The sequence below is a fragment of the Agrobacterium sp. 16-2014-1-2a genome (genome assembly GCF_053522705.1).
Window position 1 is genome coordinate 272,917 of record NZ_JBNWBX010000007.1, and the last position, 26,029, is coordinate 298,945.

The 26,029-nt window shown below is 59.4% G+C and carries 26 protein-coding genes; 6 read left to right on the forward strand and 20 right to left on the reverse strand.

Annotation, left to right across the window (positions count from 1 at the left end):
* Positions 1–23: 23 nt before the first annotated feature.
* The 8 genes from ACQZ45_RS20530 to kduI all read right to left on the reverse strand — a co-directional run bounded on the left by ACQZ45_RS20530 (position 24) and on the right by kduI (position 7,653).
* The gene (locus tag ACQZ45_RS20530; protein WP_003517912.1) at positions 24–1,304 is read right to left on the reverse strand and encodes a TRAP transporter large permease; all 1,281 of its coding nucleotides are present in this window, start codon (positions 1,302–1,304) and stop codon (positions 24–26) included.
* On the reverse strand, positions 1,305–1,826 hold the full coding sequence (locus ACQZ45_RS20535; protein ID WP_013761414.1) for a TRAP transporter small permease: 522 nt from the start codon (positions 1,824–1,826) through the stop codon (positions 1,305–1,307). It abuts the gene before it with no gap.
* Between the two features lie 77 nt (positions 1,827–1,903).
* Positions 1,904–2,881, reverse strand: a complete 978-nt coding sequence (locus ACQZ45_RS20540; RefSeq protein ID WP_003517915.1) for a TRAP transporter substrate-binding protein — start codon at positions 2,879–2,881, stop codon at positions 1,904–1,906.
* Between the two features lie 146 nt (positions 2,882–3,027).
* On the reverse strand, positions 3,028–3,906 hold the full coding sequence (locus ACQZ45_RS20545) for an amidohydrolase family protein (RefSeq protein WP_112959756.1): 879 nt from the start codon (positions 3,904–3,906) through the stop codon (positions 3,028–3,030).
* Positions 3,903–5,039: a D-galactarolactone cycloisomerase gene (locus tag ACQZ45_RS20550; RefSeq protein WP_112959757.1), complete on the reverse strand. Its 1,137-nt coding sequence runs from the start codon at positions 5,037–5,039 to the stop codon at positions 3,903–3,905. Before ACQZ45_RS20550 ends, ACQZ45_RS20545 begins: the two co-directional genes overlap by 4 nt.
* A 24-nt stretch (positions 5,040–5,063) precedes the next feature.
* Positions 5,064–5,975, reverse strand: coding sequence for a 5-dehydro-4-deoxyglucarate dehydratase (gene kdgD / locus ACQZ45_RS20555; protein ID WP_112959758.1), 912 nt, complete (start codon positions 5,973–5,975; stop codon positions 5,064–5,066).
* A 113-nt stretch (positions 5,976–6,088) separates the two neighbouring features.
* The gene (gene kduD, locus ACQZ45_RS20560; RefSeq protein WP_013761417.1) at positions 6,089–6,832 is read right to left on the reverse strand and encodes a 2-dehydro-3-deoxy-D-gluconate 5-dehydrogenase KduD; all 744 of its coding nucleotides are present in this window, start codon (positions 6,830–6,832) and stop codon (positions 6,089–6,091) included.
* Complete coding sequence (gene kduI, locus ACQZ45_RS20565; protein ID WP_065705289.1) at positions 6,829–7,653, reverse strand: 5-dehydro-4-deoxy-D-glucuronate isomerase; 825 nt, start codon at positions 7,651–7,653, stop codon at positions 6,829–6,831. The genes kduD and kduI overlap by 4 nt, the downstream gene beginning before the upstream one ends.
* A gap of 175 nt (positions 7,654–7,828) precedes the next feature.
* On the opposite strand from kduI, the gene ACQZ45_RS20570 reads away from it, so the two are divergent.
* From ACQZ45_RS20570 to ACQZ45_RS20580, 3 genes are all read left to right on the forward strand, one after another.
* Positions 7,829–8,626, forward strand: coding sequence for an NAD-dependent epimerase/dehydratase family protein (locus ACQZ45_RS20570; RefSeq protein ID WP_065705287.1), 798 nt, complete (start codon positions 7,829–7,831; stop codon positions 8,624–8,626).
* A gap of 134 nt (positions 8,627–8,760) precedes the next feature.
* Positions 8,761–9,498 carry a FadR/GntR family transcriptional regulator gene (locus ACQZ45_RS20575; RefSeq protein WP_003517927.1) on the forward strand — a complete coding sequence of 246 codons (738 nt, stop codon included), beginning with the start codon at positions 8,761–8,763 and terminating at the stop codon, positions 9,496–9,498.
* Between the two features lie 41 nt (positions 9,499–9,539).
* Complete coding sequence (locus tag ACQZ45_RS20580; RefSeq protein ID WP_003517929.1) at positions 9,540–9,857, forward strand: cupin domain-containing protein; 318 nt, start codon at positions 9,540–9,542, stop codon at positions 9,855–9,857.
* A 12-nt stretch (positions 9,858–9,869) separates the two neighbouring features.
* Here the strand turns inward: ACQZ45_RS20580 and ACQZ45_RS20585 are convergent, their stop codons facing one another.
* From ACQZ45_RS20585 to ACQZ45_RS20610, 6 genes are all read right to left on the reverse strand, one after another.
* On the reverse strand, positions 9,870–11,102 hold the full coding sequence (locus ACQZ45_RS20585; RefSeq protein WP_112959759.1) for a M24 family metallopeptidase: 1,233 nt from the start codon (positions 11,100–11,102) through the stop codon (positions 9,870–9,872).
* A gap of 352 nt (positions 11,103–11,454) precedes the next feature.
* The gene (locus tag ACQZ45_RS20590; protein WP_112959760.1) at positions 11,455–13,458 is read right to left on the reverse strand and encodes an aldo/keto reductase; all 2,004 of its coding nucleotides are present in this window, start codon (positions 13,456–13,458) and stop codon (positions 11,455–11,457) included.
* A 37-nt stretch (positions 13,459–13,495) separates the two neighbouring features.
* Positions 13,496–14,581 (reverse strand): ABC transporter ATP-binding protein, encoded by a 1,086-nt coding sequence (locus ACQZ45_RS20595; RefSeq protein ID WP_019566480.1) that lies wholly within the window; start codon positions 14,579–14,581, stop codon positions 13,496–13,498.
* Between the two features lie 13 nt (positions 14,582–14,594).
* A complete protein-coding gene (locus ACQZ45_RS20600) occupies positions 14,595–15,431 on the reverse strand; it encodes a carbohydrate ABC transporter permease (protein ID WP_003517937.1) in 837 nt (278 codons plus the stop codon).
* A complete protein-coding gene (locus ACQZ45_RS20605; RefSeq protein WP_448742512.1) occupies positions 15,428–16,288 on the reverse strand; it encodes a carbohydrate ABC transporter permease in 861 nt (286 codons plus the stop codon). Before ACQZ45_RS20605 ends, ACQZ45_RS20600 begins: the two co-directional genes overlap by 4 nt.
* Before the next feature lie 78 nt (positions 16,289–16,366).
* Complete coding sequence (locus ACQZ45_RS20610) at positions 16,367–17,638, reverse strand: ABC transporter substrate-binding protein (RefSeq protein WP_112959761.1); 1,272 nt, start codon at positions 17,636–17,638, stop codon at positions 16,367–16,369.
* A gap of 93 nt (positions 17,639–17,731) precedes the next feature.
* On the opposite strand from ACQZ45_RS20610, the gene ACQZ45_RS20615 reads away from it, so the two are divergent.
* Positions 17,732–18,622 carry a helix-turn-helix domain-containing protein gene (locus ACQZ45_RS20615; protein WP_013761428.1) on the forward strand — a complete coding sequence of 297 codons (891 nt, stop codon included), beginning with the start codon at positions 17,732–17,734 and terminating at the stop codon, positions 18,620–18,622.
* Here ACQZ45_RS20615 and ACQZ45_RS20620 read toward each other — a convergent pair.
* Complete coding sequence (locus ACQZ45_RS20620) at positions 18,619–19,473, reverse strand: AraC family transcriptional regulator (RefSeq protein ID WP_112959762.1); 855 nt, start codon at positions 19,471–19,473, stop codon at positions 18,619–18,621. The two genes, ACQZ45_RS20615 and ACQZ45_RS20620, sit on opposite strands and share 4 nt — an antisense overlap.
* 123 nt (positions 19,474–19,596) lie before the next feature.
* Between ACQZ45_RS20620 and ACQZ45_RS20625 the strand changes: the two genes are divergently transcribed.
* Together ACQZ45_RS20625 and ACQZ45_RS20630 are read left to right on the forward strand one after the other, a co-directional pair.
* Positions 19,597–20,793, forward strand: coding sequence for an MFS transporter (locus ACQZ45_RS20625; RefSeq protein WP_003517947.1), 1,197 nt, complete (start codon positions 19,597–19,599; stop codon positions 20,791–20,793).
* 88 nt (positions 20,794–20,881) lie between these two features.
* Positions 20,882–21,778: a LysR substrate-binding domain-containing protein gene (locus ACQZ45_RS20630; protein WP_112192323.1), complete on the forward strand. Its 897-nt coding sequence runs from the start codon at positions 20,882–20,884 to the stop codon at positions 21,776–21,778.
* Between the two features lie 24 nt (positions 21,779–21,802).
* Here the strand turns inward: ACQZ45_RS20630 and ACQZ45_RS20635 are convergent, their stop codons facing one another.
* The 5 genes from ACQZ45_RS20635 to ACQZ45_RS20655 all read right to left on the reverse strand — a co-directional run bounded on the left by ACQZ45_RS20635 (position 21,803) and on the right by ACQZ45_RS20655 (position 26,014).
* Positions 21,803–23,083: a TRAP transporter large permease gene (locus ACQZ45_RS20635; protein WP_003517952.1), complete on the reverse strand. Its 1,281-nt coding sequence runs from the start codon at positions 23,081–23,083 to the stop codon at positions 21,803–21,805.
* 3 nt (positions 23,084–23,086) lie between these two features.
* Positions 23,087–23,638, reverse strand: coding sequence for a TRAP transporter small permease (locus tag ACQZ45_RS20640; protein WP_003517954.1), 552 nt, complete (start codon positions 23,636–23,638; stop codon positions 23,087–23,089).
* 141 nt (positions 23,639–23,779) lie between these two features.
* Positions 23,780–24,775, reverse strand: a complete 996-nt coding sequence (locus tag ACQZ45_RS20645) for a DctP family TRAP transporter solute-binding subunit (protein WP_060642674.1) — start codon at positions 24,773–24,775, stop codon at positions 23,780–23,782.
* Between the two features lie 21 nt (positions 24,776–24,796).
* Complete coding sequence (locus ACQZ45_RS20650; protein WP_112192324.1) at positions 24,797–25,699, reverse strand: NAD(P)-dependent oxidoreductase; 903 nt, start codon at positions 25,697–25,699, stop codon at positions 24,797–24,799.
* Positions 25,700–25,711: 12 nt separating this feature from the next.
* Positions 25,712–26,014 (reverse strand): putative quinol monooxygenase, encoded by a 303-nt coding sequence (locus ACQZ45_RS20655; RefSeq protein WP_003517960.1) that lies wholly within the window; start codon positions 26,012–26,014, stop codon positions 25,712–25,714.
* Between the last annotated feature and the right edge of the window lie 15 nt (positions 26,015–26,029).

Sequence of the window (26,029 nt, forward strand, 5' to 3'; positions counted from 1 at the left end):
CTTCTTGCGATAAAGCTTTGGAACTACCGGAAAAGTGACGGCAACCAGAGTGAAAGCGACGGAATATAGGTGACGGCGAGCAGCACGGCTATGCTGGCGCCGAAGAACGGCCAGATCGTTCGCATCGCTTCCCGTATCGTTATGCCGCCAACCGCACATCCCACGAAGAGCACCGTTCCGACCGGCGGCGTATTGAGACCGATACCGGCGTTCAGGATCATCACGACACCGAAATGCACGGGATCGATGCCGAAGGCCTTCACGACAGGCAGAAGCACCGGCGTGGAAATGATGACCATAGGCGCCATATCCATGAAAGTGCCGAGTAAGAGCAGAATGACGTTGATGACCAGAAGCACGATAATCGGATTGTCCGAAATCGCGCTGATTGTCGCGATCATCAGTGTCTGTACCTGCAGAAACGCCATCAACCAGCCGAACGACGCAGCCGTGCCGATGACGAGCAGAACCATCGCTGTCGTACGAACCGCCCCCATCACCGCTTCCACGAAACCGCTCCAGTCCAGCTCACGATAGACAAGCATGGCAACAAGGAAAGCGTAGAGAACGGCAATGCAGGAGCTCTCCGTCGCGGTGAAGATACCCGAACGAACGCCGCCGAAGATGATGCCGATCAACAGAATGCCGGGAAAGGACGCCAGAAGATAATACATCAGCTTCGAAAAGCCGGGAAACGGCTCGGACGGGTAACCCTTGCGCCGCGCGACGATATAGGCGGTGACCATCAGGGCCGCAGCAAGCAGCAGGCCTGGAATGATGCCGGCGGTGAAGAGATCGGCCACCGAAACATTGCCACCCGCCGCGATCGAATAAAGTATCATATTGTGCGAAGGCGGGATCATCAGCGCGATGATGGCGGCGTTGACAGTGACGTTGACGGCGTAATCCCGGTCATAACCGCGCTTGGCCATTTGCGGGATCATCAGGCCACCAACGGCCGAGGCGTCGGCGACAGCCGAGCCGGAAATGCCGCCGAACAATGTCGAAGCGACGATGTTGACCTGCCCCAGACCGCCGCGCAGATGACCGACAAGACCGGCCGCAAAACGGATCAGACGATGGGCTATACCGCCGCGGACCATGAGGTCACCCGCGAAGATGAAGAACGGGATCGCCATCATCGCAAACACGTTCATGCCGGAGTTCATCTGCTGGAAGACCACGATGGGCGGCAGGCCGAGATAAAGAACGGTGGCGAAGGAGGCAATGCCGAGGCAGAACGCAATCGGCGTACCGATCAGCATCAGAAGGGTGAAGACACCGAAGAGGATTGTGTAAGCCATTTACGCGGCCTCCTGCACAAACACATCCGCCGCGATTTCCTCGCCGATGACGAGATCGATAAAGCGTTCGGCTGCAAACAGCGCGATCAGAAAACCGCCACCGATCAGCGGGAAGAAATCCATGCCGCCCGGCCATCCAAGAACAGGGATCGTCGCCGTCCATGTTCCGGCAGAGAGGACGGTTCCGTACCAGCACATGCCAACCCCGAAAAAGAAGATCAGTGCCAGACTGGTCAGGTCCATCGCCGCCTGTATGCGCGGCGGCATCATATAGCGCAGAATATCCAGCCCCAGATGCACGCTTTCACGCACGCCCACCGCCGCCCCCAGCATGATGAACCATGACATAAGGTGAAGCGACAGCGGCTCGGACCAACTTGGTGAATCATTCAGGATATAACGGGCAAACACCTGCCAGCCGACGATAAGGGTCATGGCGACCATGCCGACGCCGGCGATGTAAAGTGACGCACGGCTGAGCGCGCCGAGAAATGGGCGGATCGCCCGCATGAAGTTTCGCATTTGCCTTCCTCCTCCAACCTCAGACCAATGACGACAAAAGAAAACCGGCCCTGTTGCCAGAGCCGGTTTTCCCTATGTCACTTGACGGCTTTTACCCGCTCAAGAAGGTCTTTCATTTTTGGATCGGTGACGAACTTGTCGTAGACCGGCCCCATCGCGGCGGCGAACTCTTCCTTATTGACCTTGATGACGTTGGCGCCACCGGCGCGTACTTTTTCTTCCGAGGCCTTTTCGCGCGCACTCCACAATTCACGCATCTTGCCAACGGAATCCTTGGCTGCCTGACGCAGCAGCTTCTGATCTTCCGGCGACAGCTTGTCATAGGAAATCTTGGAGATGACGAGGATTTCCGGATTGAGGGAATGTTCCGTCAGCGAATAGTTCTTCGCCACTTCATAGTGACGGGCGGATTCGTAGGACGGCCAGTTGTTTTCCGCACCATCGACAACGCCTGTTTCAAGCGAGGAGTAAACCTCGCCCATCGGCATCGGCGTAGGGTTGGCGCCAAACGCCTGCATCATCGAAATCCACAGATCCGATTGCTGCACGCGGATTTTGAGGCCCTTCAGGTCCGCCAGTTTTTCGATGGGCTTCTTGGTTGTGTAGAAGGAACGCGCACCGGAATCGTAAAAGGCAAGACCGATCAGGCCGTGCGGTTCGAAAGCTGCCAGAACCTCATCGCCGATCGGGCCGTCTACGGTATTGTGCATGTGTTCCGTCGAACGGAACAGGAAAGGCAGGCCGAGAACGGTGGTTTCCTTGACGAGATTGTTGAAAGGCGCAGCGTTGACGCGGTTCATGTCGATGACGCCGAAGCGGGTCTGCTCGATGGTATCCTTCTCACCGCCGAGAACCGAATTGTTCATGACCTGCACCTTGATGCGGCCATTGGAGCGTTCCGACAGAAGTTCGCCCATATATTTCACGGCTTCAACCGTCGGATATCCGTCGGGATGAATATCGGCCGAGCGCAGGGTGATTTCCTGCGCCTTGGCGGAAACGCCTGACAGCGCGATCCCCATCGCGATGCACATCATGCTTGCAATCTTTTTCATTTCTTCCTCCTCCGTTGTAACAATGGCCCCACCCCTCCAAGGCTAACGGACCGAATTTTTCACGCCCATCCGGGCCGGCATGCAAAGACCTTTCATCTGCAAAGGATGATGGGGACCTCCCTTTCCCCAACTATCCCGAATTGAAACTACACCGCCTTGAGTGGCGGCAGCTTGAACAGGGCTTCTGGATTTTCCACCAGCGCTCGGTGACGGGCCGCATCGTCCGGCAGCCAGCCGAGTGTGAGCTCCGCAAGGCGGGCATCATCCGGATAGGCAGCCGTCTCACGGACCGAATTGTGCGGCCAGTTCGTCCCCCAGACGATCCGCTCCGGCGCATGGGCAGCGATACGGCGCGAAAAGGCTGCAACATCTTCGTAGGGCCAGGCGTCGCTCGAACTTTCATAAACACCGGCAAACTTGAACCAGAGATTGCCGCGATCGATGAGCTTCAAAAGTGCCGCCATCTCCGGGCCATCCGTGTCGATACCCCTGAAGAATTTACCATGGTGGTCGAAGACCCAGCGCGAGCGGATTTTTTCAAGACGCGGCAAATGATCGAGAAGCCCATTGCCGTCGAACTGAACTGCCACCATCCAGTCGGCAGCATGGGCACGCTGATCCACCGCTTCCAGTTCCGATAGGCTCACCGCGCCGCCAGGCAAATCCATGATACGGGCGCCCACGGCACCGGCAGCGGCAAGTCTTTCCATGTCCTTTTCAGTCGTGTTCTCATCGATAATCACCACCGCGCGGGCTGCCTCGCCCATTTCTGCCACGCAGGCCAGCGTGTTGCCGTTATCTCGCTGTTGGGCGTTGCCCTGGGTGATGATGACGCGGTCGATGCCGAGCCATTGCATGAGCTGGCGATAATCCTCAGGCCCCGGCAGCGCACCCGGCGGCAGGCCCGGCCCACCCGGCAAGGCTGGATAACCGGGCAGATACATATGCATCTGAGTATCGACCGCCCCTTTTGGGAATGCTGGCTGCGGCGGTGTCCCGCTTAGTTTTCTGACAAGTTCGCTCATGGCTGTGGCATCCTGAATTCAACGAGTGCGTCGCGGTTGATCTCGATGCCGAGACCGGGACCATCGGGAATGGCGACGACACCGTTCACCGCCTCTATCGGCTGTTGCAGCACGGCCTGACGGAACGGATTATGTGTCCGATCGAATTCCATGATCGGCTCGATGGGGTTTACCCGCACCGGATCGGGCACCATCGCGGCCATGAACTGCAGGGCAGCGGCGATCTGCACGCCCGTGCCCCACACATGCGGCACAATGCGCACGCCGTGCAGCGTGGCAAGCGTGGCAATCTTCTGCGTTTCGGAAAAGCCGCCGCAACCGCAGAGGTCTGGTTGGAGAATATCCACGGCACCGGCGGAAAGCGCCTGCCACATGCCGTAACGCCCGTGCCAGGTCTCGCCTCCCGCAACCGGGATTGGTTGGCCCGCCCGCACGCGGGCATAGGCATCGAGCTGCTCGGGAACCACCGGCTCCTCGAACCAGTCGATGCCGTATTCAGCCGCACGATTGCCGAGCGCGATGGCTTCGGTAACGGTATAGCCGTGATTGGCGTCGATCATCAGCCGCATATCCGGCCCGATCGCTTCGCGCACGGCGGCAATGACCGCAAGATCCTCCTCGATGCCGAAACCGATCTTGATCTTGCAGGCGTGAAAACCCTCTGCACGGCGCTCCGCCATCTCATTGGCATTGTCGGAGATACGGTCGACCCCATCACGCTTGAAGCTGCCGGTGGCATAGGCGCGCACGCTTTCGCGCCAGCGCCCGCCGAGCAGCATGGAGATGGAGGTGCCGTAATGCTTTCCCTTGATATCCCACAGCGCGATATCGATACCGGACAGGGCGGTAATGCTGAGGCCGCGCTGGCCCTGGTCGCGCAGGGCATTGTAAAGCACAGCCCAGATCTTTTCGGTCTGGCGGGGATCCTGGCCAATAAGCCAACCGGAATAGGCCTGAACCACGGCGGCGTTCGGTCGCGCCGGACCGAGGCATTCGCCCCAGCCGACGGTCCCGTCATCGCATTCGATTTCGACCAGAACGTGGGCACGCCGGTCAAAGCGCATGGATGCGCTTTCAAACGGCGTGGCCAGCCGATGTTCGAGCAGATGCGTGCGCACCGCTGTGATCTTCATCGTTCCCCTCCCGTTATACCTTGATCACACCTTGCGCTTGTGCGTGCCGATCAGGGCATCGAGCATGCCGATTTCCTCATTCGTCAGATCCTTCAGCGGCGAGCGCACCGGACCCGCATCAAAGCCCTGCAGGCGAACGCCAGCCTTGATGGCGGAGACAGCGTAACCCTTGGCGCGATTGCGGATCGCCATGAACGGATAGAAGAATTCCGTCAGGATGCGTTCGCAGGTGGCGCGCTCGCCGGCCCGCAGCGCCGCATAGAACTCGTTGGCAAGGCCCGGCACGAAGTTGAAGACGGCCGAGGAATAGGTGGTGAAACCGGCGCCGAGATAGGCTTCGGCAAACAGTTCCGCCGTCGGCATGCCGCCGAGATACATCAGGCGGTCACCCATCTTGGCGGTGATCTGGCGAACGAGACCGATATCACCGGTGCCGTCCTTGAAGCCGACGAGGTTCGGGCACTCATCGCAGAGACGCGCCAGCGTATCCGCCTGAAGCACCGAATTGTCGCGGTTATAAACCATGACGCCGATGCCGACCGACTGGCATATTTTCTTGATGTGCGCGTAAAGGCCTTCCTGCGGCGCATCAATGAGATAATGCGGCAGAAGCAGGATGCCATCAGCACCGACTTTTTCCACCGCGCGTGCGATATCAACCGCAACTTCGGTGCCGTAGCCGCAGCCGGAAACGATTGCCGTTTCACCGGCCACTTCCTTGGCAGCCGAAACGATAGCAGGGATTTCATCCGGCTTCAGCGAGAAGAACTCGCCCGTACCGCCGGCGGCAAACAGCACCGGCGCCTTGTAACCGGCAAGCCACTCGACATGCGCCCTGTAGCTATCGGCCGCAAAACGACCCTCGGAATCAAAATGCGTTACCGGGAAGGAGAGCAGGCCGGAGCCAAGCGCCGCCTTGATTTGTTCAGGGTTCATAATCCGTATTCCTCTGCAAGTTCACTGACTGGAAGCCACCTAAACCGCTTGCCGCATATTTGTCAACAAGTCATCATACAAGTTATATGATGAATTTTGAAAACCGGCGCGCATTAGCGCGCCAGCCAGCCACCATCGACATTGAGGATGGCGCCATGCACGTAGTCAGCCGCCGGCGAGGCGAGGAAAACCGCCGCCCCGGCGATGTCTTCAGAATGCCCCCAGCGGCCTGCCGGGATGCGTTCCAGAATGGCCTTGTTGCGGGCAGCATCCGCCCGCAACGCCTCGGTATTGTTGGTTTCGATGTAACCGGGCGCAATGGCATTGACGTTGATGCCCTTCGCGGCCCACTCATTTGCCAGAAGCTTGGTCAAACCCGCAACGCCATGCTTCGCCGCCGTATAGGACGGTACGCGGATGCCGCCCTGAAACGACAGTAGCGAGGCGATATTGACTACCTTGCCCGGACGACCTTTCGCCAGCAATTCCTTGGCGAAGGCCTGCGTGGTGAAAAACAGCGCCTTGAGATTGACGTCCATCACCTCATCCCAGTCGAGTTCTGAAAACTCCACGGAATCGGCGCGGCGAATGATGCCGGCATTGTTGACGAGAATATCGAAACCGGCGTCGGCAAAGCTGTCCCTGGCGGCGAGTGGATCGGCAAAATCAATCGACAATGCGGCGGCCTTGCCGCCGTTCTTCGCGATCATGTCCAGCGTCTCGTCCGGCGCGCGGCGGGCGGCGCAGACAACTTCCGCGCCGGCCGCGGCGAGGCCGACGGCGATTGCTTGACCAAGCCCCGTATTGGCACCCGTCACCAGCGCCTTACGCCCTTGAAGCGAAAAGGGATTTTTCATTTCAGATCCCCCGGCTGAATGAAGTCCATGTCGGTATAATCGACATTGTCCCCAGCCATGGCCCAGATGAACGTGTAAGAGCCGATGCCAGCGCCGGAATGGATCGACCAGGGCGGAGAAATGGCACCCTCTTCGTTGGAAATGAAGAGATGCCGCGTTTCCTGCGGCTCACCCATCAGGTGCAGAACGCGCGACTTTTCATCCATGCCGAAATAGAGATAGGCCTCCATGCGGCGATCATGAATATGCGACGGAATGGTGTTCCAGACGGAGCCGTCCTCGAGCGTCGTATAGCCGAGCACCAGCTGGCAGCTTTCCATGACCAGCGGGTGGATGAACTGGTTGATTGTGCGCTTGTTGGAGGTCTCGGTCGCACCAAGCTTGACCTCCTTGCTGTCGGCAAGGCTGACGAGCTTTGCCGGCAGGCTGCGATGCGCCGGGCATGAAGTGACGTAGAACCGGCCCGCGCCATCGAAGGTCACCGCACCGCTTCCCGCACCGAGATACAGAACGTCGCCACGATTGAGCGTATACGTCTCGCCACCAGCGTTGACGGTGCCGGTGTCGCCGATATTGACGATGCCCATCTCGCGCCTGTCAAGGAACGACGGCGTCTTGGTTTCCTCGACCTTGTCCAGCATCAGCGGGGCACCATCAGGCACCGCGCCGCCCATGACGAAACGGTCGTAATGGGTATAGATCAGCCTGATTTCGCCGGAACGGAACATGTCGTTGGCGAGGAAATGCTTGCGAAGCCCATCGGTATCGAGCGTTTTTGCATATTCCGGGTTGACGGCCTGCCTTGTTTCGACGGTCAGCATCAAACTCATCCTTCATGATTGTTGCGTATAGGACATAATATATGTTATCCGCTTTTTGTACGATCTGTATGACAAGGTCAAGAGGAACCTGGATATCTCGACCACGCCGGAGACGTTGAATGGGGTTTCCCGCAGCCTCGATGATCCGCAGTCCATTCGTTTAGGGAGAATTGCAATGAAACGGCTTCTTGTTACCGGTGCGGCTGGCCAACTCGGCCGCGTCATGCGCAAGCGCCTCGCACCCATGGCCGAGATATTGCGTCTTGCCGATCTTTCGCCGCTCGATCCTGCCGGGCCGAACGAGGAATGCGTGCAATGCGATCTGGCCGACGCCAGCGCCGTCGATGCGATGGTCGCCGATTGTGACGGCATCGTCCATCTTGGCGGCATATCGGTGGAGCGGCCTTTCGAGCAAATCCTTCACGGTAATATCATCGGGCTTTATAACCTCTATGAGGCGGCCCGCGCCCATGGGCAGCCGCGAATCGTCTTCGCCAGCTCCAATCACACGATCGGTTATTATTCCCAGACAGAGCGGCTTGGCCCCAACGTTCCCTTCCGGCCGGACGGTCTTTACGGCGTGTCCAAATGTTTCGGCGAAAGCCTCGCCCGCATGTATTTCGAAAAATTCGGCCAGGAAACGGCGCTGGTCCGTATCGGCTCATGCACGCCGGAACCGCAAAATCACCGCATGTTGTCGACCTGGTTTTCGCAGGATGATTTCGTATCGCTGATCGAGGCGGTTTTCCGCGCGCCGGTGCTCGGCTGCCCGGTCATCTGGGGCGCATCGGCCAATGACGCGGGCTGGTGGGACAATTCCCACCTCGGCTGGCTTGGCTGGAAACCGAAGGACAACGCCGAGACTTTCCGGCAGCACATTGCCGAGACAACACCGCAACCAGACCCTAAAGATGCGGTGGCGCGTTTTCAGGGCGGCGTTTTCATCGACAATCCGATCTTCAAGGCGACGTGAAATGCCATTCGGGACCGACAGGCATGATAACCGGTCTTTCCTGCGCGTGCAGCGGGATTGCAAGCCGGACCGCGAATGACGTATCGAGGAATACCGGACGCTAACCTGCACCCTTTTTTAGAACGGCGATGACAATGACAAAAGCGATAACCTCCGAACCGGCAGCTCCGCAAGCCAAGACGCTTGTGGTGAAGGTTTCCGAGGAGCTCCGCAGCCAGATCGCCAAGGGCCGTTATAAGACAGGCGAGCGCCTGCCTTCCGAAGCGCAGATGACGCAGGAATTCGGCGTAAGCCGCACCGTGGTGCGCGAGGCCATCGCCTCACTGAGGTCCGACGGGCTGGTCGAGCCGCGTCAGGGTGCGGGCGTCTTCGTGCTGGAGCCAGCGCCTGTCGAGCGACGGCCGTTCCATAATGTCGATCTTGCCCGCGTCTCGTCCCTGATCGAAATGCTCGAACTGCGCACCGCCGTGGAAGGTGATGCCGCCGGTCTTGCGGCCGTTCGCCGCTCCCCGGCGCAGGAGGAGAAAATCATCGAAGCCTTCGATGCCTTCCGCGCCAGCGCCGCCAAGGGCATTCCGACAGCAGAGGCCGACTTCGCTTTTCACCTGGCTGTTGCCGACGCGACCAATAATCCGCGCTTCAGCGAGTTTCTACAGGTGCTTGGCCCCACGCTCATTCCGCGCCGCGCCGTTGCCGAAAACGGCAAGGAAACCGTGCTTTCGCCCGCTGACCTCAACCGGCTTGTCGGTGAGCACGAAGCGATCCTGATTGCTATACAGGACGGCGACGAAGAGGCGGCAAGAAGCGCCATGCGCCACCACCTGAAAAGCAGTCAGACGCGTTACCGCGCCATGCTGCGCGCGCCGCGCTGAATTTCAAGCTTGAACGACATCGCATGACCGAGGAGAACGACATGCAGCAGCTTCCGACATTCCCCACCGTTTCACCCGACGATGGTGTTGAACGCACCGTGCTTTCCGAAGCGCCGGAGCTGATGGTGGTTTCGTTCCGCTTCAAGACCGGCGCCGAAGGCAAGCTGCACAACCATCCGCATGTGCAATCCACCTATGTCGCCAGCGGCAGCTTCCGCTTTTACCGCGATGGCGAAGCCTACGACCTGCAGAAAGGCGACAGCCTCATCATTCCCGGCCATGTCGAGCACGGCTGCCTCTGCCTGGAAGAGGGCGAGCTGATCGACTGCTTCACCCCGCGCCGCGACGACTTTCTCTGAACCTGGCCGGCCTCAGGCCCGGGACAAATCCCGAAGGGTGCGTGGCAGGCTGTTCACGCACTCTGCCCCTGCTGTAGTAACGAGGAACTGGTCCTCGATCATTAGCGCGCCCAGACCTTCGCCGTAAAACGGCGCTTCAAGTGCCACGACCGTGCCCGGAAGAATGACCTCCTCATTGTCATGGGAAAAGAATGGCCATTCCTCGATGCCCACGCCGCCGCCGACGGAATGGCCGAAGTGACCGCGATAATATTCGCTGAATCCGTCTTTGCGCATCGAAGCCAGCATGGCGGCGTGCACCGCACCGAATGTATTGCCGGGACGAATCGCTTCCAGCCCGCTGGCAAAAGCTGCCTCCAGCGCCTTGAAAATATTGGCCGCGAGCGGAGAGACCGGCCCCCATGAAAACGTCCGCGCGCCATCCGACGAATAACCATCGACCAGCGTGCCAACATCGGCCTTGATCAGGGCACCGGGCGCGACGACCGCCGTCATATCCGACAGGACCGGACCAACCGATATATAGTCCCAATGACCGCTCAGCGAAAAACCCGACTTCAGGGCATGCGACTGAGCGCCGGCTTTCCACGCATTGGAAAGCTGGCTGAGCGCCACGCCCGGCCGCACGGCCGCCGCCATCTCGACCAGCCCGGCCTCAGCGGCCGCTGCGGCCCGCCTGAGAAGTTCAATCTCGCGCACGGATTTCACCGCACGCAGACGTTTCAGCACTGTCGAACCATCAACCCAGGTCACAGCGGGCGTCGCCTCACGAAGAGCCGAAAAATCGGCGGCCGGCATGAATTCGAGATCGGCACCGATGCGCGCCGCAGACAGCCCGCGTTCCTGCAGAAGGTCGGCTAGCAAAACAAAGCAGGCGGCGCGATCGAATGTCTCCGGCCTCTGTCCGCCGGAATTGTTTCGGCGATAGGCACCGTCTACCTGCGAGACGTTTTCGACACCCGACATATCGACCATATCGATCCAGATGCGATGCCGGCGCAGATCGACATCAGGCGCGGCCTTCTCGACAAGAGGTGCGGCGTGATCGCTGACGACGGCGGCAAGCCCGGACGCAGCATCGGCTGGCACAAGCGCAATCGCCGACCCCGCCCTGCCCCACATCGTCGCAACACCGGCATGTGCTCCAACCGCATAACGGAAGGCTTCGGGCTGGAAAAGCACCAGCGCATCCATGCCCGCCTCACCCATCAACTGCTGCGCACGGCCTCGATCGATATCGCCCATAAGAACCCCGGTAGATTGTTTCACCCGCCGTGTTTTCAGGCGGGCGCAATTATATCAAGATTCCGATTTATCAGCGGCTGCTGAGAGAAAGAAGCAGGAAAACAAGATAAGGTAGGAGGTTGGGGATAGTCCTCCTATAGAACAGTGCTTTAGCACCACCACAGCATCCGCATTCCGTCACCCTGACGAGGTCCGGGGTCCAGCACGGTCAATCCCTTGATTGCAAAAGGCTCCGGCCACGGCGCTGACACACCGTAGCCGGATGCCGGGTCAAGCCCGGCATGACGCAGGAGAGGTAGCCGACTTTATCATCCATCCGGAGACCGCGGAAAACCCGCCGCCTCGTGTCGCGTCACGCCTCCAGCCACTTAACCTGCTCAGCCGTCAATTTGATATCCAGCGCAGAAAGGCTGTCCTCCAGTTCGGCAATGGTGCGCGGCCCGATCAGCGGAATGACCGGGAAAGGCTGGGCGATGACATAAGCGAGCGCGATGTGGATCGGATGGCGGCCGAGTTTCCGGGCAAGCTCGATCGCCCGGTCGCGGCGGTCGAAGTTGCGGTCGGAATACCAGACGCGGACGATTTCCTCGTCATCTCGCTTGTCCCGCCCCGCCCGGTCGGTGAAGAAGCCGCGCCCCTGGCTCGACCAGGCGAAATTCGGGATCTGGCGCGATTGGAGCCATGCCTTCCACTCATCGTCCGATGCCGCCACACACCCCGCCCAGATGGGATCGAGCATTTCGGCAAGCGAGAAATTGTTGGAAAGTGCGCCCGGCGCCTGTTTGCCGTTCTCTTGCGCATAGGCGGTGGCCTCGTCCATACGCTCGCGCGTCCAGTTCGATCCGCCAAAAATGCCCCGAATGCGACCACGCCGGACTTCGGCATCCATCGCATCGACAAATTCGCCGACCGGCACGTCGGGATTGTCACGATGCATGAAATAGACATCGACATAATCCGTCTTCAGACGCTCCAGCGACTGGTTGAGCTGCTTGGCGATCATGTCCGGATAGCAGAGGGGCGAATGCGCGCCTTTGCCGATCAACACGATTTCTTCGCGCGGCACGTTGCGGCTGGTGTGCCAGTCACCGAATATTGCTTCCGTCTTGCCGCCGCCATAGACATAAGCCGTATCGAACAGATTGCCGCCCGCCTCATAAAAAGCATCGAGCGTCAGGGACGCGGAGGCGAAATTGGGGAAGAACTCGAAACCGAGCGCAACCACCGAAGCGGGTTTGGTGAGGCCGGGTATCTGCCGCTTCGGAACCGCATTGCCTGCCACGACCTTGCCACCGGCAATATTCGTGATGCGAGAGGTTGCTTTTTCGACGCTGTATTCCAGGCCAACGGCGGCACGCCACTGGTCCATGACACGTAGATTGCCGAGGCTGTCGGCCCAGCCCATGCCGGGCGCGCCGAATTCCTGCTTGCCCTGCCTTATCGCCTCACCTGCCGCATCGACTTCGAAGGAATAGAGCCAACGGTCTTCCGGCAATTCGATGGTTTCGACCTTGTCGCCCCTGAAAATATCGATCCGGCCGGTGCCACCCTTGTGGCCGGCGGCGAACCAGAAATCCTTGACTTCGATACGGCCTTCCGAACCGATGATGCGCAGCACATTGTCCTGGCCTGCCATGATCGAGCAGGAGACTTCGGCAACGATACCGTTCGAAAATTTCAGAACGGCCGAAGCCCATTCATCGACGCCCGACTGGCCGAGATGGGCCGCACCTACAATCTTTTCGGGTTCAGCAAAGGGTTTTTCATCGACTGCACCGGCAATCAGCCGCACCATGGATACGGGATAACCGCCGACATCGAGAATGCCGCCGCCTGCCGTCTCATTGGAAAACAGACGATGATCGGCACGGAAAGACCCCATGTTGAAACCGAAACTGGAGCGGATGATGCGGATATCGCCAACGGCACGGTTCGTGATCAACTCCACCAGTTTTGCCGTCTGCGGATGCAGGCGGTACATATAGGCCTCGCCCGCAAAGACATCAGCCTTTTTCGCTTCGTGGAAAATGGCATCGGCGTCATAGGCGGAAAGCGCGATGGGCTTTTCCACCAGCACGTTTTTGCCCGCACGGATCGCCTTGATCGCCCATTCCGCATGGCCGGTATGGGGCGTGGCGATATAGACTGCGTCGATATGGGGATCGGAAAGCAGCGCATCGTAACCATGGATGATGCGCGCGCCGGGAAAGGCGTCAGCAAGGCCGGGCTTGTCCGGATTGCGGGTGGCGATAGCCTCGAGCTTACCCGTGCGGGAATGGGCAATGCCGTCCGCAAAGGTCTTGGCGATGGTGCCCGGGCCGATAATGCCCCAGCGGATCGGTTGGTCGGTCGTCATGAAATCCTCGTCTTGACTTGCGTGCTTGGGAAAGGGTTCAGCGCAGGCGATTGCCCTGACTGTCGAAAAGAAATGCCTTGCGGGCGGAAAGACCGACCGTCAGCCGGTCACGATTGGCGACGTCTCGCGATTCCGGCCGCTCGATGACAAGTTGCTCACCGCCTTCCGTACGGGCATAGACATAGCTGGTATTGCCGAGGTGCTCGGCGACATCGACGTGAACGGTGAGATCGGCATCGCCCTGCCCGACATCGGCAAAATGTTCGGGCCGGATACCGAGCGAGACCTTGCTTCCCTCATCGAGCCGGTCCTTGATCGGCAGGGTCAGCCGCACGGCAGGATCGCTGTCGAGCGACAGCGTAACGCTTTGTCCACCTGTACCGATGACGGTCGCCTCCAGAAAATTCATCTTCGGCGAACCGACGAAACCGGCAACGAAACGGTTGGCAGGGTCGTCATAAAGATCGAGCGGGGCACCGACCTGTTCGATATTGCCCGCCCTCAAAACCACGATCTTGTCGGCCAGCGTCATCGCCTCGGTCTGGTCGTGGGTGACATAGATCATCGTGGTGCCAAGCTGCTTGTGCAGCCGCGAGATTTCCACCCTCATCTGCACCCGAAGTTCCGCATCGAGGTTCGACAAGGGCTCGTCGAACAGAAAGACCTGCGGTTCGCGCACGATGGCGCGGCCGATGGCGACACGCTGCCGCTGCCCGCCGGAAAGCTGCTTTGGCCGGCGTTCCATCAACTCGTTGATCTGCAGGATTTCGGCGGCGCGGCTGACACGCTTTTCCGTGTCGGCCCTGGGATTACCGTTCATCCTCAGGCCGAAGGACAGGTTTTCGGCAACCGTCATGTGCGGATAAAGCGCATAGGATTGAAACACCATGGCGATGCCGCGATCGGCCGGATCGGCATCGTTGACCGTTCTGCCGCCGATACTGATATCGCCGTCCGATATATCCTCCAGCCCCGCGATCATACGCAGAAGCGTTGATTTGCCACAGCCGGACGGGCCGACGAAGACCACGAACTCGCCATCGGCAATATCGAGATCTGCACCATGGATGACTTTCAGCGCACCGTAGCGCTTGACGACATTCTTGAGCGAAAGTTCCGCCATGCGGTCTCTCCCCTTACTTGACTGCCCCGGCGGAAATGCCGGCGATGAAGTGGCGCTGCAAAGCCACGAAAACGATGAGAATGGGTGCGGTGAGCAGAACTGCACCGGCCATGATGCCGCCCCAAGACACTTTGGTGAGCCCGATGAGGGTGCCAAGTGCCACGGGTGCGGTCATCATTTCCGGGCGGGAGTTGATCAGCAGCGGCCAGAGATAATTGTTCCAGGAAGCGAGGAAGAGGATGATCGACAGCGCCGCCATGGTGGGGCGCGCCAATGGCAGGGCAATGCGCAGGAATATCTGCCATTCCTTGACGCCCTCGACCCTTGCCGCATCGAAAAGCTCCGTTGGCATCATGGAAAAGGATTGCCGCATGAACAGCACGCCGAGCGAGTTAAACAGTGGCGGCACGATGAGTGCCACCCAGGTGTTGGCGAGCTTGAATTCGCGCGCCACCATGATGAACTGGGGAATGACGACAACTGCAAAAGGCAAGGTGATGGTGCCGAGAATGATGGCGATCACCACCGAGCGTCCGGCAAAACGATAGCGCGCCAGCGCCCAGCCCGCCATGGAGGTCAGAAACACCGAGAGGACCGTATAGATGACCGCAACGGTGATCGATATGAACATCGCCCGCAGGAAGTTGGTATCCGCCTGAAGGTTTTTGAAGTTCTCGATGAAATTGGTGGACGGGACGAGCACGATGTCGGGGCTGAAAATGCCAAAATCAGGCATTGTCGAGAACACGAACATCATCCACAGCGGAAATAGCCAGATGAGGGCAAGCGGCGTCAGCGTCGCATGCAGCGCGATCTTCTGCCAGAGAAGCGATCTGGATTTCGATCTCATTTCGGCTCCCTCCCGACCCAGAGATTAAGAAGCGAAATGGCGATGGCGAGCGCCGCCATGGTGTAGGCGATGGCCGAGGCGTAGCCGAAATTGAGCGAAGTGAAGCCCTGCCGGTAAAGGAACAACCCCAGCGTTTCCGTACCGCCGCCCGGCCCACCCCTGTTGGTGATGAGGAAAGGCTCGGCAAAAAGCTGCATGGTGCCGATGACGGACAGGACCACGCAGAAAAGGATGATGGGTTTCAACAGCGGCAGTGTGATGTGGAAGAACTGCTGCCGCTTGTTCACCTTGTCCAGTGTCGCCGCCTCATAGACATCGCCGGGGATGGATTGCAGGCCGGCCAGAATGATGATGGCGTTATACCCCGCCCAGCGCCATGTGACGGCGATGATGACCAACGCCATGGCCGCATTGGCATTGTCGAACCACGAGATGGGCGAAAGGCCAACGGAAGTGATGAGCTTGTTGATGATACCGAAATCGGCACTGAACATCAGCCGGAAGACTGCCGCATAAGCGACTTCTCCGACGACGACGGGTGCGAAGAAGGCAAAACGGTAAAGCGGGCGTACCTTCAACAGTGGCGAGTTCAGAAGTACCGCCATGACGGTCGCAAGCGCGATCATGACAGGCACCTGAATGACCAGAATGATCAGCGTATTGTAGAGCGCGTTATAAAACGCCGGATCGGAGACCAGCCTCCCCCAGTTCATGGTGGGCGCAAACCGCCAGGGATTGATGCGGGTGTTCTGAAACGACAGCATGAACGAGCTAACGATCGGCCAGACCCAGAACGTCGCGAAAATCAGAAGATAGGGCGCAAGGAACGCATAAGCGATCCTGTTCCTTGACGGCATGACGACCTCCAGATGCGATGGTTGGAAAGCTTGGAGAGGCCGGTCCTGCTAAACCGCAAGGCCGGCCATCCGAGAGCTTCATTCCGCGACCGGCAGCCCCGTGGCCGTTTCGATCTGCTTTGCGGCATCGTCGAGAGCTGCTTTCGCATCGGTATAACCACCCGCGAAATATTTGGTCTGCGTCGCCTTGTAGATCGCATCTGCATCCGACTGGAACGCGGTGCCACGGCTGGGCACGATTTTCGGCAGGGTCGCCAGAATATCGGTCCAGACCGCCTGCCCACCCCAATAGGGCTGCTTTTCCTTGACGAAAGGATCATCGATGGCGGAGAGAAGCGAGGGAACGAGGCCGAAGGACTTCAGCATCGTCACCTGCCCCTCATTGGTGGTCAGCGCGTAGTCGATGTACTTCCAGGCGGTTTCCTTGTGCTTGGACGCCGAACTTATCGCCAGCGAAGAGCCACCGAGATTGGCTGCATGCGGACCGTCAGGCGTAAGGCTCGGCATCATATAGACACCCCACTTGCCCGAAAGACCGGGAGAGCCGGAGCGAACCGTGCCTTCATACCAGGCGCCATACATCTGGCTCGCGGCCTTACCGGCAGTATTGGCCTGAATCTTCTCATCCCAGATCGCAGCCGTGATGATGCCGGCATCCCTCATCTGCTTGATCTTTTCAAGCGTCGCGACACAGGCAGGTTTGTTGATGGTGATGTTCTGGCCGTCGGTCGAAAAGTAACCGCATCCCTGCTCGTTGGCGATCATGCGGAACCACTCGCTGTCGCCGTTGAAATCGGCCTGCGCCATCACGGTGCCGGGATTGGCGGCCATGACCTTCTTGCCAGCCGCGATGAAATCATCCCAGCTTTTGATGGTGGCCGGATCGACAGCAGCCTTTTCGTAGAAATCGCGCCGGTAAAAAACGGCCACCGGACCCGAATCCCAAGGCACCGCATAAGCTACGCCATCGACCTCCAGTTCCGTGCGCTTAAAGTCAGGAAAAAGCGCCTGTTTTTCAGGCGTATAGCCAAGTGCAGTCAAATCCGTGAAACAATCCGGGAACCGGCTCCAGAACAGTTCCGCCTCGAAATTTTCGACCGTTACAATATCCGGGAGGCCGTCGCCACCCGCTGCGCAAGCCGCCAGCGTCTTGTCGAAAACCTGATCGTTTCCAAGGTCTTCAACAACAATCTTGATGTCAGGATTTTGCTTGTTGAACCCTTCGACAGTGGATTTAAGCGCCGATGCGGCGACATTCCAGCTCCAGATGGTTACGGTCTCGGATTGCGCCATTACCGGTGCTGCAAGGAGCACCAGAGCCGTCGACGCGCCAAGAAATTTAAAGCACATTGAAAACCTCCCTTTTTTCAATTGCCGTTCTTTAGCGAACATGGGCACATTACCGGCGGCAGGAAATCTGTCTCGTACAAAGGGAACATCGATTTGGCGGAAAGTAAGATTGCCGAAAGAGCCTTCTACCAGCCGGGTGCAAGCAGCATCGAAGGCATGCCGACCACGCTCCAGCTTTTTTACAACCACCCGCCCATCATGCTCAGGCCGCACTGGCATGCGCAGGTGGAGGTGAACTATGTGATGTCGGGATCCGTACATTACCGGATGGGCGACCACGACCTTTCGCTCGATGCCGGCCAGATGTGCATTTTCTGGGGCGGCCAGCCGCACCAGATGGACCGTTCCTCCGATGATTCGATTTATGCGGGCGCGCATCTGCCGCTCGTCCATTTTTTCCGCATGCGCCTGCCGGCTGCGGTTTCCAGCCTGCTGATGGGCGGCGCAACGATGGTGAGTGCGCAGACGGACCGGGCCGACGAGGAAAATTTCGGCCGCTGGTTCCGTTACGTCACGTCGGGTGATCCGGCCAAGGCGCAGCACGCGGTGGAGGAATTGCTGCTGCGGGTGGAGCGCATGTTCCTCGAGCCCTATACCGTCATATCCTCCGCCGTCAGCGGCAAACGGGAAGAGAACGACGAGAGCATGGCGCCCTCAATCGGCGTGGTACGCATGTGCGATTTCATTGCCGCCAATTTTCTAGACGACATCGACGCGACCGAAATTGCCCGCGCCGCCTCGCTTCATCCGAAATATGCGATGAACCTGTTTCGCAAATCCACCGGCATGACGCTGATCAAATACCTGACCTTGCTCAGGCTTTCCCGCGCCCAGGCGATGCTGATGAACGGCAAGGACAATATTCTGCAGATTGCCATGGAAAGCGGCTTCGGCTCCGTCAGCGCCTTCAACAAGGCGTTTCGTCAGATCGCCGGCATGTCGCCTTCCGATTTCCGCCGCGATATGCGCGCGACGGCGGCTTAATTTTCCGCCTCTTCAAAATCGGAGTAGCCGGCACTGCGCTGGCCTGCCGCCTTGCGATAGGCGCGGGGCGAATTGCCGAGCATTCGCCGGAACATGGTGGTGAAAGCCGGAATATTTTCATAACCGGCATCCAGCGCCACATTGGTCACCGCCTCGCCCGCGGCAAGCCTCGGCAAAGACGCAAAAATGCAGGCCTGCTGGCGCCAGGTGACAAAACTCACCCCCAACTCTTTACGAAATAACCGCGTAAAGGAGCGCCGGCTCATGCCCATGGCGGCGGCCCAGTCATCGATTTCCACTCTGGCCACAGGCTTTTTCAGGAACTCGCGGCAAAGACCGGCAAGACGCTGGTTATCGGGAAAGGGTAATCCCAGCGGGCGTTCCGGCAGACGGTTGACCTCATCGAGCAGAAGCGCCCGCACCAGTCCCTGCCGGTGAAAAGCGGCAGGTTGCAACTCCTCGCCCAGCAATTCCGAAATCAGGCTGGAGGCAAGGGCGGTAATTTCCACCACCCTTGGGGCCCCGGCTTGAAACAGATCGGGGTGAACGTAGATCGAATGCATCTCCACCGTTGAGATGATCTCAGCCTCATGTTTCAGCCCGGCTGGAATGATAAGCCCGTGACCGGGCGGTATCATCCAGCGCCCGGCGGCGGTGCTGACCAGCACGACGCCCTGGCGTGCGCACCATATCTGCACCCGGCCATGGCTGTGGACCGGGGTACGGTGTCCTGTCGGATAGGCACGGTGAAGCGCCAGCACCGGCTCGTTGGTGCCGTCGATCAATTTCAGGCTGCGCTCATGGTCGTCATCCGCCAGACGGGCGGGTTTTAGCGATTTGATTTTTCCCATTTGGCCCATTCACAAAGAAACTCGTCCAGAACACGAAAGCAGGCCAGAAACAATATGAATAAAAGCGGGAAGAAATAAAGACACGTTTCCCGTCTCTCGCGGGGAATCTGGAGAGGATACATCATGGCCACCGTCACCAGCACCGGGTTCAGCCCGCAACGCACGGCGTTTTCAATCATTGCAGCCGCCAGCTTCTGCCACATGCTCAACGACATCATGCAATCGCTACTGACGTCGCTTTATCCGCTGCTGAAGGCCAATTATGCGCTCGACTTCATGCAGATCGGACTGCTCACCTTCGCCTTTCAGGTCACGGCATCGCTGTTGCAGCCGGTCGTCGGCATGGTGACCGATCGCTGGCCCATGCCTTTCTCCCTGCCAGTCGCCATGCTCTCGACCTGTGCCGGCCTCATCACGCTCGCATTCGCTCACAGCTTCGAGGTGCTCGTAATCGGCGCCTGCCTGATCGGTGTCGGCTCGGCGATCTTCCATCCGGAGGCGTCCCGCGTTGCCCGTCTGGCATCTGGTGGTCGCCACGGTCTGGCACAGTCCTTCTTCCAGGTTGGTGGCAATACAGGCACGGCCATCGGCCCGCTGCTGGCCGCCTTCATCGTCATCCCGTTCGGTCAAGCCAGCCTCAGCTGGTTCTCACTGATCGCGCTGATGGGCTTTGCCGTCTTGTCCTGGGTCGGCGTCTGGTATACCCGCCACCGCCGCGCGAATGTCGGCAAGGCTCCGGCCAGCCGCGCACTTCCGCTGGCACGCGGCACCGTGATGATGACGCTTGCCGTGCTGGTGGTTTTGACCGCCACCAAGAACGCCTATCTCGCCAGCCTTTCCAGCTATTTCACCTTCTACACCATCGAGAAGTTCGGGCTGGGCGTGCAGGATGCGCAGGTTCTGCTGTTCCTCTTCCTTGGCGCTTCTGCGGCGGGCGTTTTCTTCGGTGGTCCGATCGGCGACCGCTTCGGCTCGCGCGTCGTCATCTGGTTCTCGATCCTCGGCGTCATTCCCTTCGCGCTGATGCTGCCCTATGCGAACCTGTTCTGGACGACCGTTCTCGTCGTCGTCATCGGCTTCGTCTTCTCTTCCGCCTTCTCGGCAATCGTCGTGTTCGCGCAGGAACTGGTACCCGGGCGCGTTGGTCTCATCGCCGGCATGTTCTTCGGTTTCGCCTTTGGCTTCGGTGGCATCGGAGCCGCGGTTCTCGGGATCTATGCGGATAAGGAAGGCATCGAGTTCGTCTATCGCATCTGCTCCTACCTGCCGCTGCTCGGCCTGTTGACCGTGCTTTTGCCAAAGTTGCCGAGCCACCGGTAAAGACCCTACGCTCTCAAGCGTTTCGTCACGGCAGTCACCTGTGATAATCACGGTGACTGCCGTAATTCGTTGAGCGAAGACCAGCCACATGCAGATACCGATAAAATCGATCCTCGTCTTTCATGCTGCGGCAAGGGCGGGCAGCATTTCGCGGGCGGCGGAAGAGCTGAGCGTTACGCCTTCAGCCGTTTCCCAGCAGATCCAGTTGCTTGAAGGCCAGCTTGGCACGACGCTGATGGCGCGGACCGGCCGCAAGGTGACGCTGACGGAGGCGGGCGAGCGGTACTTCTCGATGATCACTGCACAGATCGAGCAGATCACCGATGCCACCGAAAGTATTCGCGGCTTCCGCTCGGTGACCACGCTGACAATCAGGGCAACCCCGACCATTTCCAACAAATGGCTGCTGCCGCGTCTCGGCTCCTTTCTGGAGGAGCATCCCGAACTGGAAGTGCGCCTTGACGGCACCAACGAGCCGACCGATTTTTCGCAGGAGCTTGTCGACATAGAGCTGCGCCATGGCGATGGCCGCTGGCCGGGCCTGTTTGTGGAAGGACTCGTGGAGGAGGAGTTCCTGCCGGTCTGTTCACCGGACATGCCCGGTGCCGGTACATTCCTGCCCGAAGATTTGCAGAACCAACGGCTTATCCACTCGGTCAAGGCGCAGGCGCAATGGAACCACTGGTTCCCGCTTTCCGGCGTGACGGCTGAAAAGCGCTGGCGTCGCGTTCTGTTCGATCGCAGCCACATGGCCATAGACGCCGCCGTTCTGGGCATCGGCGTGGCGCTGGAAAGCACGTTGATGATGGAGCAGGAACTGCAACGCGGAATGCTGATCCCGGCCGTGGCCGATGCGCCCCGCATCAAGCTCGTCACGCAATGGATCGTTTGCCCGCATTCCCACCTGCGTCAGAGAAAAGTGACGCTGTTTCTGGAGTGGATGCGAAAACAACGCGACGAGTGGCGTGCCCGTCGCGTTGTCTGATGCTTCAGGCTCCCTGTTTCAGTCTCAATAAAGACCCATCAACCGTATCGGCCCGAGCGTCAGCACCGGGAAAAGCACGAGTGCGAATATGGCGAGTGTCAGCACCGTCATTGGCGCCAGCGAACCACGAATGACGTCCTCGATCTTCATGTTCGCCACCTGTGCTGCCGCGAACAGGCAGACCCCGACCGGCGGCGTCACAAGGCCGAGTGTCAGCGTCATGACAGTCACGATCAGGAAGTGGATCGGATCGATGCCCAGCGCCTCCACCGGCGGCATCAGCACCGGAATGAGGATGAACATGGCAGGGATAGCCTCCATGAAGATGCCGATGATCAGCAGGAAAACGAAGATCACCAGCATGCCCGACATCGGCCCAAGGTTCATCGCCTTCAAAAGCTCGGCCACCTGTTCCGGCAGGCCGTCGAAGGTGAAGACCCAGGCGGCAAGCTGCGAGGTGGCGGCGATGAACAGGATGGTGCCGGAAATGCGGGCCGTGGAGATCAGTATTTCCGGCAATTCGCGAACCGGCAGCGTGCGGTAGACCAGCACACCCAATACGGCCACATAAACAACCGCGATGGCCGCGGCTTCCGTCGGCGTGAACAGGCCGCTGGCGATACCGATGATGAGGATCAGCGGCGTGAGCATCGGCAGGATGGCGCGAAGGCCGGTGACGATAACCAGACGGAAATTGAAGGGCGTCGGCGGATTGTAGCCGTAATGCACCGAATAGAAGTGGTTAAAGACAAGAAAAGCGAAGGCGATGAAGAGGCCAGGCACCAGACCCGCAATGAGCAGCGTGCCGATCGACACATTGGCGATGGAACCGGCAATCACGATCAGGATCGACGGCGGGATGATGGAGGAGAGCGTGGATGTGCAGAGCGTCATGCCGACGGCATAACCCTTTGGAAATCCGTGTCGCTCCATGGCCTTGATTTCGATTGCGCCCACAGAGGCGATATCGGCGACCGAGGAGCCGGAGACGCCGGAAAAGATGACCGACGAAATGACGTTGACGTGGCCAAGTCCACCGGGAAGCCAGCCGACCATCGCCTCGGCGAAATCGAAGATGCGCTCCGCCACACGCCCGCGCTCCATCACCGTACCGACCAGAATAAAGAGTGGCACGGCGACGAGAAGGAAAGAGTTCATCGACGAGAACATCGTCTGGGACAGAAGGTCCATGGGCATGGAGGTGAAGAGCCACAGCGTGCCGACACTGGCGAGCGCCAAAGCGATGGCGAGCGGCACACCCAGCATGCTGAGACCGAAAAAGGCGATGAGAAGAAAGACCGACATGGCTCAATGTCCTGCTGAAATAGAGATATCGGCGTGGGCGATCTCGTCCGCGGGGATACCGATCTCGGGGAGCGCGATCAGGTCCCGCCTGCTGCGCAGCGATTCGATGATGGCCAGCACGGCGATGACGGCCGAGACAGGCAGAACCATGCCGATGGTCCACATGGGGATGGGCAAGGTCGCGGCGGTCTCGTTCATCATGATCTGCTGGCGCACCAAGGTGAAGCCCGTCCAGCCCATCATGCCGAAGAAGAACACCGAAGAACCGACATAGATCGGCACCGCCAACCGCCTGAACAGGCGGTGGAACAGCACCAGAAACACCACGACCCGCGCGCTTTCAACAGTGCGGAAACCGGCGGCAAGGCCAAGGAACACCATCCAGATGAAGAGAAAGCGCGTCGCCTCCTCGGTCCAGGGGAGCGGGCTGCCGATGAGGCGGCCAATGACCTGGAGAAGAACGACGACAAGAATACCGAAACAGGCCGCCCCGGCGGCGACATCAGCGATGACCTTGACGATGGTGCCGAGCACCGACGGTTTCGTATCGCGCATGACAATACCCTTCCACTGCTGAAACCGGATATCCGGTAAAACGAATGCCACCCTGCCGCTACGGCAAGGCAACCCTTGCTGACGATGGGAGCGGCCGGGTTGCTAATCGGTGCAAGCCCGACCCTCCTTTCACTGGCGGCGTCAGTTCGTCTTGAGGAAAGCCTGCGTCTTGTCGAAAAACGCCTGATCTTTCACGAGGGCGGAGAATTTTGCCGAAAGACCAGTCGCGACAGCCACGAAAGCCTTGCGCTCGTCGTCGGTCAGCGTGTTGACCTCCATGCCGTTCTTCTTCAGCGTTGCGAGCGACTTGTCGATATCGGCAGCATCGTTCTCGGCTTTCCACAGCTCGGTTTCCGTGGCCGCGTCCCTCAACGCCGTTTTGAAGCCTTCGTCGAGGCCTTCGAAACGGGCCGGGTTCATGCCCAGCACCCAGGCGTCAGCGATGTGGTTGCTGATCGTCAGGTATTTCTGCACTTCATAAAGCTTGGCGCTGACAGGCACGTTGACCGGATTTTCCTGCCCGTCGACGACTTTCAGCTGGAGCGCGTTATAGACTTCCGCAAAGGCCATCGGCGTCGGGGCAGCACCCATGGCGCCGAAGAATTCGACCCAGAGCGGATTGTTCGGCACACGCAGCTTCATGCCCTTGAGATCGGCAGGCGATTTGATCGGCGCCTTGGAGTTGGTGATCTGGCGCAACGGCCGAGACCAGAGATCGAGCCCGAGAATGCCGATCTTGCTCAGATCGCCGGAAAGCTCCTTGCCAAGATCGCTGTCGAGATAGACCCGCAACTGGTCGATATCGCGGAACTGATAGGGAATGGCGATGGCCGTGAATTTCGGATTGAACGTTGCGTAAAGCGATGTCGAGTTCAAGAGCATGTCGAGCGAACCGCCGGCCAGCTGCTTGACGCCCGCCGAAGGATCGCCGCCATAAAGCGTGCCGTTCGGAAACACCTTGATCTTGAGCTTGCCGTCGGTCTTCTTCGAAACAATCTCGGCGAACTTGTTGGCCGCGAGCGTGATTTCCGACGTATCGGAATCCGGCGTCGAAAGCGTGAGCGTTTCCGCCTGCGCGATCGATGCAACAAGCATGGTGGCGGCAAGAGCCAGCCCGTAAAGTTTTGAAATTTTCATGTGTTCCTCCCGTTGTTGTCTCTAAACAGTTTCGAGCGTTCCTCCGAACGCATTCATGCGTTTAACTTCAAGGATCACACCGCTGTGATCAAGCTCGCCCGCGCCATGCTCGACCATGGAGCGGAACAGCCGGTCAACCTCCTCGCCGACCGGTAATGTCAGGCCACGGCTCTTGGCGAAAGCCAGCGCCGTGGACGTATCCTTCAGCTGATATTTCGCCGGCCCGCCGGGGCGGAAATCGCCTTCCACCATGCGTTTGCCGTGCTGGCGGAAGACGGTGGACTCGGCAAAACCGCCAAGCAAAGCCTGGCGCACCTGCGCCGGGTCGGCTCCCCCCGCTTCAACCAGGGTCAAAGCTTCCGCTACGGCACAGATCGTCGAGGCGACGATCAGCTGGTTGGCCAGCTTGGCCAATGAACCGCAGCCCACCGCACCGACATGGGTGACGCGGCCGAGGCAATTGAGGAGTGGCCGCAATGCGTCCACATCCCGCTGCTTACCGCCGGCCATGATGGCGAGCGTTCCCTCAGTCGCCCCTTTTTCGCCGCCGGAAACCGGTGCGTCGACATAAGCGACGCCATGAGCCTTTGCCGCCTCCGCCTGTTCCCGTGCGCTGTCGACCGGAATCGAACTCATCACCAGCAGAAATGCACCAGGCTTCATGGTGGAAACGACACCCGAGGCGCCGAGCAGAACCTCGTCGCAGACCGGCCCGGAACTCAGCATACAGAGCACGACATCGGCTTCGGCTACAGCTTCGGCAGCCGTGGCCGTCGGCTGCACGCCCTTTGCCGCCAGAACCGCAGCTTTTTCAGCACTGCGGTTCCAGGCCTTGACAGAAAAACCGGCCTCCGCCAGACGCGCCGCCATGGGTGCACCCATGATGCCCGTTCCGATGACAGCGATTTCGCGGATGTCCTGCATTTTTTCCACCCTTCAAAGCCATTGCCGGTTGAGGAAACGAACCGGCAACTCTTCTTCGATGAGGGCGGGAAACGCCTCGCGAAACCGGTCGAGATGGGGTGTTTTCAGATGGTCGTCGAAAGCTTCGCGGCTGTCATAGACCTCATAGAACACCACGTTGTTTCCGGATTCCGGCCGCACCACATCGAATTGCCGGCAACCCGGTTCATCCTGAACCGAATGGGTGGCATCATCTTGCGCTGCGTTAAGAAAGGCATCCATCGCGTCAGGCTTGACCCGGAATTCCGCGATTACCACGAAAGCTCCATTCGGCATGTCCCGTTCTCCGTC